The sequence below is a fragment of the Thermodesulfovibrionales bacterium genome (genome assembly GCA_035686305.1).
Classification (GTDB): Bacteria; Nitrospirota; Thermodesulfovibrionia; order Thermodesulfovibrionales; family UBA9159; genus DASRZP01.
In genome coordinates, this window is the sequence record DASRZP010000056.1 from 1 (window position 1) to 8,096 (window position 8,096).

Consider the following 8,096-nt stretch of genomic DNA (forward strand, 5'->3'; position numbering starts at 1 on the left):
GTGCCGCGAGGGCCCTCGATGGATCCCTCCGTGAAAAGGCTGGCAGTGATGGTTGAAGACCATCCGCTCGAATACAGGGATTTTGAGGGTGTCATCCCTGAGGGCAATTACGGCGCAGGACGAGTCATCATCTGGGACAGAGGCTTTTATCATCACCCTTCCGCAAAAAATAGAAAAGAAAGTGAGAGACTCCTGCTGGACGGATTAAGAACAGGGAACATGAAGTTTGTCCTCGATGGCGAAAAGCTTCGGGGGGAATTCGCCCTGGTGAAAACGGGAAGGGACGACAAGTCGTGGCTGCTTTTGAAGAAGAAAGATCGCTATGCTACGAACAGAGACATTCTCGAGGAGAACCGTTCCGTCCTATCCAAGAAGACCCTGGAGGATGTTGCCGAAGCCGGACCGGGGAAATCTCTTTCACGGAAAAAAGAAAACCAGATCCGTCTTCGGGAGGCGATGAAAAGCGAAGACCTGAAGGGTGCACCGGTTAAACCGATGCCGCAGGGCATAAGACCGATGCTCGCTGCCTTGGCAAGAAACCCCTTTGATCATCCGGATTGGATATTTGAGGTAAAATGGGACGGATACCGGGCCATTGCCGAAGTTAAGGAGGGAAATGTCTCTCTCTATTCTCGTAACCGAATCTTGTTCAATCAAAAATTTTTTCCCCTTACGGAGTCGCTGCGGAAATTGACCTTTGAGGCGGTCCTGGACGGCGAAATCGTTGTCGTGGATGGTCAGGGACGTCCTGATTTTCAGGCGCTGCAGAATTACCAGAAATCCGGAGGGGGTCATCTGCTCTACTATGTCTTCGATCTCCTCTACTTTCAGGGACATGATCTGACGAGCCTGCCCTTGCTCAGGAGGAAAGAACTTTTGAAAAAAATCCTCCCCTCCGATTCGAAGATACGATTCAGCGATCACGTATCCAGAGAGGGCGTCTTGTTTTTTGATGTTGCAAAAGAAAAAGGTCTGGAGGGGATCATCGCCAAACATTCTCAGAGCGTCTATCGCATGGGAAGAAGGAGCCGCGAATGGCTGAAGGTAAAGACGCAACTCACGCAGGAGGCGGTGATCGCGGGCTTCACGAAACCGGGAGGGGGCAGAAGATATTTCGGCAGCCTGGTCTTAGGCGCATTCGACGGGGATGACCTGATTTACATCGGCCATTCGGGAGGCGGATTCGGCGGCAAGCTTCTTAGAGAAGTGCGAGAAAAAATGGGACCCCTGATCCAAAAAGAATGCCCTTTCCACGTGGAGCCGGAGACCAATGCCCCGGTCACATGGGTAAAGCCGGAACTGGTCTGCGAACTTGCCTTCTCAGGCTGGACTGGCGATGGCATCATGAGACAGCCGGTTTTTTTGCGACTCCGCGAGGACAAAATCGCACGCGAAGTGGTACGGGAAAAGCCGGAGTGAAAGCGTCGAATGACGAGGTGACTATTCATCAACGTCGCTGCCCCCGGCAATGCTAAGGAGGTCACCAGCAACGGCTCACACCTGTCATTCCCGCAAGCGAAGCGCGTCGGAAATCCTTCTGAAAACAAAGAATGATTCCGGACAAGCCGGAATGACGGAATAGCTTCAGAATGTGGCTTTGTTAATAATCATCTTATTAAGCTCAAAACTAATACTTCTTCTCCGTCTCCTTGCCTACCATTTTAAACGTCCATGGGCCCATTGTACTGATCTGAAGGACGGTCTCCTCATCGACCCATGCATTGTGGACAACTTTTGGTGGCAGGGAGAAATAACTGCCAGCCTGCAGTATCGTCGGGTTTTCAGGTTTGTCTCCCATGGCGAGATTGAATTTTCCCGAGATAACGGTGACACGTTCTCTGTTCTTGTGTATATGAGGAGGTATCTTTGTTCCGGCAGGCAGTTTGAAGCGTACCACAAAGAAGCCTTTCTTGCCGGGATCACCCTCCAAAACGGCGATTTTGGTTTCAGGGAGTGATGCGGGGCCGTCTTTCCATGAAAACTCATCGGGAGTCAAGATTATGTTTCCGGCAGTTCCTGCCGATTTCATTTTTTCGGCAGCGAGTCCGCCAGACATGACAACCAACAAGGACAGAAACGCCACCGCAAAAAATACGATTTTCCTTTTCATCTCTTTCTCCTCCTTATAGACAAAGTATAGTATGAATTCTCGGACTGTCAAGCACCACAGGGCTGTGAGCAGGGAGTCGTCCAAAGAGCGAGGCTGAGGTCATGAGGAGGCATGAGCCGCGAGGATCATATACAAAGCGCTCAGTTGACGCCGCAACGATTTTCTGAGAAGCTGGAATTAGGCCAGGCGAAAAAGTGGGTGGATATTTGGCGAAAAGTGAAAGTCATCCTAACCCTTGCGGGGATGTTTCGTGAAGGCTTCCTCAGCTGATAATCTTCCAGGAAGGCAATCGGCCTGGAGTCCTCTCAGGCAACATCTCTTCCGCTCTCTCTGGATCGCGGCAGTCGCCTCGAATGTCGGAACGTGGGTACAGGATGTTGGAGAGGCGTGGCTCATGACCTCGCTGACAAAATCCCCCATCCTGATATCACTCCTTCAGACGGCGGACAGCTTTCCGATCTTCCTCCTGGCCCTGCCGGCGGGCGCATTCGCCGACATCATGGACAGAAGGAGACTCCTCATATTTGCACAGGTCTGGATGCTGATCACGGCGTCGATACTCGGCGTGATGACCATAGCCGGCGCTGCCACTCCTTCCTCCCTTCTTTTGCTGGCATTCCTCCTCGGCCTGGGAACTGCACTGAACGCGCCGGCATGGATGGCGATAATTCCCGAACTGGTGGGCCCTTCTGACTTGCCCGCAGCGATAGCTCTAAACGGCATTGCCGTAAATATAGCGCGCGCAGTAGGCCCCGCTCTCGGCGGTTTGATCGTCGCATTCTCAGGGCCAGGCGCTTCTTTTTTGTTAAACGCTGCCTCCTTTCTCGGTATTGCGGCAGTCCTCTATCGCTGGCATCGAGCGCCGCGTGGCAGCGCCCTGCCGGCTGAGCGTGCCGTTGGGGCAATGCGAGCGGGCGCGCGCTACGTACGCCACTCCCCGGCATTCCGCATTGTCCTCATCCGTTCGGCGGCGTTCATCGTCTTTGGGAGCGCCATATGGGCTCTTTTCCCGGTGCTGGCACGGTTTGAACTTAAGCTCGGGCCTACGGGCTATGGGTTATTGTTCGGAGCGCTCGGGGCCGGAGCTGTGACAGCCGCCGCGGCCTTACCAGCAGTCAAAAGGAAGGCATCACTCGACTCGTTGGTGGTCGTGGCAACAGTGCTCTTCGCATTCATGTTGCTCATGCTTGCGTTCCTGCGCAATGCCTGGCTGATTGCCGCTACCATGTTTGTTATCGGCGCAGGATGGCTTACGCTTCTCGTGAGCTTCAGTACGAGCGCGCAGGCCTCGGTGCCGTCATGGGTCAGGGGAAGGGCGCTTGCATTCTACATGCTTGTTTTCTTTGGGGGCATGGCGTTAGGAAGCGCACTCTGGGGGACTGTAGCCGGGCGCCTGGGGCTGACAGTCGCCTTTCTTTCCTCGGCTGCCGGTCTTGTCGCAGGCCTCGTGCTCTCAGCACACCATCGCCTGAAAGAGGCGGAAGGCCTAAACCTTGAACAATCCCTGCACTGGCCCGCGCCGAGAGTTGTCCGTGAGCCCAAAGCCGAGGAGGGGCCGGTTCTGGTGTCAGTCGAATACCATATTCATCCCTTGCAGGCCGAGGACTTTGCAGGGGCCATGGAAGCTATAAAGAAAATCCGCCGGCGCGATGGAGCGATCCGATGGGGCCTTTACAGGGACACAGCCGACCAAAGCCGATACATTGAAACATTTGTAGTAGAATCATGGGTTGAGCATATGAGGCAACATGAGAGAGTGACGATATCGGACCGCGCCGTTCAGGATCGGGTGAATGCCTTTCACAGTGGGCCGGAGAGCCCGACCGTTACTCATTTCATTTATGCGGGCGGCAAAGGTCCGCGTCGAATGAGATCACGACAGCGTGATGGATGACTCAATATCACAAAGTGCTGACCTTCTCAGCGGCAGAGCCTTGCACAACGGCCCGTCAGAATCTATAGGCCAACCAGGCAGTCGTGTAATCCACATCCTTGCCAGCTCCGGTTTCCTTGATAAAGGGGCCGGCAAAAAAGTGGGCGTAAATGGCAACGAAGGTGAAGTGCCGGTCAATGTCCCATTCCAGCACAGCCTGCGGCTGGCTCCCGACAAAGCTGGCGCTGCTGTTCTTGCTGGATCTAACGAGTGAGAGACCGCTATTATAAAGTCCGTCATGTGTGCTCTCGCGCCAGAAGAAGTCCCAGTTGACTGAGAGCATGACACTGCCTGTAAACTGAAGTGTAACAGAAGGGTTCAGGTCGATGTGGTTGATGGGACCAATCAAGGCGTCTTCGCTAAAGTATGCTCCCTTGGGAAAGAGTGGGTTGAAGGACTGGAGATCGGGGTTGTTCGGATCCCTGTCGCCGCTCGTGACATCAGCCTTAAGACCGAGACGCGGGTGAAACGTTAAAGAGTCGAAAGTGTAGCCGGTATCGGATGCCGCTGTCCACGCCTGAATATCGCCATTGCCGAATTTCCCCCACTGGTAGATGAATTCGAAATTATAGTCGATAGGCTTTGCGGTCCGCCACAGCCTTGCGCCTACGGAGTGGCGGGTTTCACTGGCGCTCCCCTGGTTAAAGCTTGCATTTCGATTATGATAGCCAAGATAGTACAAGTCAACGTTGCCCTTGGGAAGCATCGACAGAGGCATCACTGAGTACACACCCCAAAGCCCGCGGCTGTTGTCCGTCCCGTCGTCGAACACGTAGCGTTTCGTTTCCGCAGGTCTGGCGGCAAAGGCATCCACTGCAACATCCCCCGTGCGGAACATGGCGCGGAAGCCGTCGAAACTTTGGCGCACGTTCGGCCCTTCCCGTACCGAAATGATACGTTGCGAGCCATAAATCAACTCCTGTCTGCCGGACCGCAGGAGGAAGGAGCTACCCCCCCCTGAATCGAACTTTATATCCAGGAACGCCTGGTGCAGGTCGAGTTCATCCTTGTCGGTAGGCCGGGGTCCCCCTGTGCGGCCATTTTCCAGGCTGCTCTGTAATTGGGTGAACAGCCTCAGGTGTTCTCCCATGTGGAGGTCGGCATGGAGAAAGTAGCGCTGGAGAAGGTAGCCGGATCCTTGAGGACCTGCCCCCCAGTTGGGATTGCTGAAGTACTCGTACCTTTCCCGTGCTTCTCCGCCTAAGGAAAGATACGAACTGCCTGATTCATTGAGGGCCACGTATTTGACGGAGTCCCAAAACTCGACGCGTCTGGCTGGATCGCGCAAATACCGATAATCTTCGTCGGCACGATTCAAGGAATAGGCTGGTGCGGTGAAGTTCGTATCCGCCTCTGCCTCTGCCGCCTCCGGACGAATGATCACGGCGAGGATGAATATGAAAAAGACACCCATACAGCTTAGAAGAAGCCTCGTTATATTCACCTTCGCTCCCCTCGTCATCTTCACTTGTGTCTATACGTTCATCCTCGCGTCATCGTGAACGTCTTGCCTTCGAGCAATGTCCTCTATTCAAAAGGCAAAACAATCGCAGCCCAGAGGCCAGAGTCTTCCCGTGGAGCTCAGCACAGAGGGATGCCCGTGCGTCTTAGTGGGATGAATGCAGCACGATCCCGCTGCATGTCCGTGAGGCGCTGGTCGGTGATAGCCGCCGTAAACTCCGACCGGCGACCAGTCGGGACTAACGGGTAGAGGCGGTGGCGCAAGATTACTGAACTCTTCCGCACCATAGACTACTTTTCCACCGACAATGGTAAGAACGGATTCAATAGCCTTGATGCTCTCCTCAGGCACAGTGAAGTAGTCGGCGGAAAGAACCGCTATGTCGGCAAGTTGTCCTGGCGCAATCATACCTTTTTTCCCCTCTTCACCGGAGAACCAGCTGCTTCCCACTGTATAAAGGCGTAGCGCTTCTGTCCGGTCCAGCCTGTTTGCTTCCGGGTAAAGCAAGGCTCCACCGACTGTCCTTCCACTCACCAACCAATAAAGCGAAACCCAGGGGTTGTAGCTGGCAACACGTGTGGCATCAGTCCCGGCGCCAACCGGAAGGCCCATTTCCAGCATCTTCGTGATGGGCGGAGTATGTTCGGCAGCGGATTTCCCGTACCGGCTCTGGAAGTATTCCCCCTGGAAAGCCATGCGGTCTTGCACCGCGATGCCGCCACCGAGTGCTTTAACACGCTCAAGGTTGCGGGGCGTTATGGTTTCGGCGTGGTCGAAAAACCAGCGCAGTCCGGTGAAGGGAACGTCGCGGTTGACCGCTTCGAAGACGTCGAGGAAAAGAGAGATCGACTCATCATACGTGGCGTGGATACGGAAGGGCCAGCGGTTCTCAGCGAGGAGGCGGACAACCTTGGTGAGCTCTTGCTCCATGATCGGCAGGAGATCCGGACGTGGCTCCAGGAAGTCTTCGAAATCAGCGGCCGAGAAGACGAGCATCTCACCTGCTCCATTCATACGATAAAAGTCATCACCTTTTCCCGGAGAGGTCATCTTGACCCATTTGAAGAAGTCCTCAAATTCTCCCTTCGGGTGCTGGGTGAAGAGGTTGTAGGCTATGCGCAGAGAGAGTTCTCTTTTCGCCGCAAGATCACTGATCACCTTGTAATCATCAGGGTAGTTCTGGAAGCCGCCGCCGGCATCAATGGTGCTTGTAAGCCCCAAGCGGTTCAAATCTCGCATGAACTGACGCGTCGAGTTGATCTGATCATCGTAAGAAAGCTTGGGTCCCTTGGCCAGGCTTGCATAAAGGATCATGGCGTTCGGCCTGGCAATGAGGAGTCCCGTTAAGTTCCCCGCATTGTCGCGCTGAATCTCTCCGCCCGGCGGGTTGGGCGTCTCCATGGCATAACCCATGGCGCGCAGCGCTGCTCCATTGACAATAGCGCGGTCGTAAAGATGTAAAACGAAGACCGGCGTGTCAGGTGCAACTTTGTTAATCTCCTCCAGAGTCGGCATGCGACGCTCGGCAAACTGAAACTCCGTCCAACCGCCGATCACCCTCACCCACTGCGGAGGCGGTGTGCGCCGAGCCTGTTCCCGAAGCATCCCAAGGGCATCGGCGAGCGACGGCACTCCATCCCACCGGAGTTCCATATTGTAGTTCAGCCCGCCCCTGATAACGTGGATGTGTGAATCGTTCAGGCCGGGAATCGCACGCCGCCCTTTAAGGTCAATCCGCTGCGTTGATTTGCCCGCTGTCTTAAGAAGCTCTTCACCGCCTACAGCCACTATCTGTCCTTGGGCTACAGAAACGGCTGAAACTTGCCGCTTTCCGTCGACGAGGGTGCTGATGGCCCCGTTGTGCAAGATCAATTCAGGTGTATTCATTTTGGTAGCCTCCTTTAGAGGCGATTAAAGCCACGGCTTGAGAATTCTTACCAGCACTGGCATAACCGCCCAAGTAAGAAGAATTACTATACCCACTGCAATAAGAAGTGCTTGCAGTGAAAAAGGCAGGTTGCTTATGAAAGGATTGAGCAACCACGGGACCAATATGCTGACCGGCCAAACAGCAAGAGCTGTGACAATAGCCATCTTCCATGGCGGCGGCGGAATCACTGCCCGCTGACCCGGACTGACGAACCATGTTTCGAGACCGGTTAATTTCTGACGTTTAGGCTCCCCTTCTGTAAGCGGTGCAACCGCAGTTTCCCACTGGTGGAAAAGGGGCGATTCATAAAAACGGTCACGGTAGGTCTTGTTCATAAACCTGCGCAAAATACCGTACTCACGCGACCCGCTCCCGTTAACCGGACGCATGACACTCACACCCAGTTGACCTTCGGTCTCAAGCGATCGGGAGATGAAATCATGCAACTCCGCCTCGAATCTCTCTTCCAATCCCGGCTTGACCGTGCGCAGTGTCAGGACAGCGACGGGCTCTGCTGGTTTCTCCGCCGAAGTGCGGTTATTCATACACCGCCTCCCTCTCTGAGTTCCTATCCGCTTTGGCCGTAAGCGCCGGGGCCCAAGAGCGGCAGCAGCAAATGCCCTGGCCCTTCCTTCTTCTGAGTCTTCTTCGCCCGATCAGA

The 8,096-nt window shown here is 54.7% G+C and carries 7 protein-coding genes; 3 read left to right on the forward strand and 4 right to left on the reverse strand.

The window, feature by feature from the left end; genetic code table 11:
• Nucleotides 1–1,419, forward strand: a 1,419-nt coding sequence (ligD, locus tag VFG09_06970; protein ID HET6514886.1) for a non-homologous end-joining DNA ligase, incomplete at its 5' end; no start/stop codon positions are given.
• Nucleotides 1,420–1,627: 208 nt separating this feature from the next.
• Here ligD and VFG09_06975 read toward each other — a convergent pair.
• A complete protein-coding gene (locus VFG09_06975) occupies nt 1,628–2,110 on the reverse strand; it encodes a cupin domain-containing protein (protein ID HET6514887.1) in 483 nt (160 codons plus the stop codon).
• A 111-nt stretch (nt 2,111–2,221) separates the two neighbouring features.
• Between VFG09_06975 and VFG09_06980 the strand changes: the two genes are divergently transcribed.
• Nucleotides 2,222–2,380 (forward strand): hypothetical protein, encoded by a 159-nt coding sequence (locus VFG09_06980; GenBank protein ID HET6514888.1) that lies wholly within the window; start codon nt 2,222–2,224, stop codon nt 2,378–2,380.
• Nucleotides 2,361–4,004: an MFS transporter gene (locus VFG09_06985; protein ID HET6514889.1), complete on the forward strand. Its 1,644-nt coding sequence runs from the start codon at nt 2,361–2,363 to the stop codon at nt 4,002–4,004. Before VFG09_06980 ends, VFG09_06985 begins: the two co-directional genes overlap by 20 nt.
• Nucleotides 4,005–4,059: 55 nt before the next feature.
• Here the strand turns inward: VFG09_06985 and VFG09_06990 are convergent, their stop codons facing one another.
• The 3 genes from VFG09_06990 to VFG09_07000 all read right to left on the reverse strand — a co-directional run bounded on the left by VFG09_06990 (nt 4,060) and on the right by VFG09_07000 (nt 7,980).
• Nucleotides 4,060–5,505, reverse strand: a complete 1,446-nt coding sequence (locus VFG09_06990) for an alginate export family protein (protein ID HET6514890.1) — start codon at nt 5,503–5,505, stop codon at nt 4,060–4,062.
• A 69-nt stretch (nt 5,506–5,574) separates the two neighbouring features.
• A complete protein-coding gene (locus VFG09_06995) occupies nt 5,575–7,293 on the reverse strand; it encodes an amidohydrolase (protein ID HET6514891.1) in 1,719 nt (572 codons plus the stop codon).
• A 123-nt stretch (nt 7,294–7,416) separates the two neighbouring features.
• Nucleotides 7,417–7,980 (reverse strand): hypothetical protein, encoded by a 564-nt coding sequence (locus VFG09_07000; protein HET6514892.1) that lies wholly within the window; start codon nt 7,978–7,980, stop codon nt 7,417–7,419.
• Between the last annotated feature and the right edge of the window lie 116 nt (nt 7,981–8,096).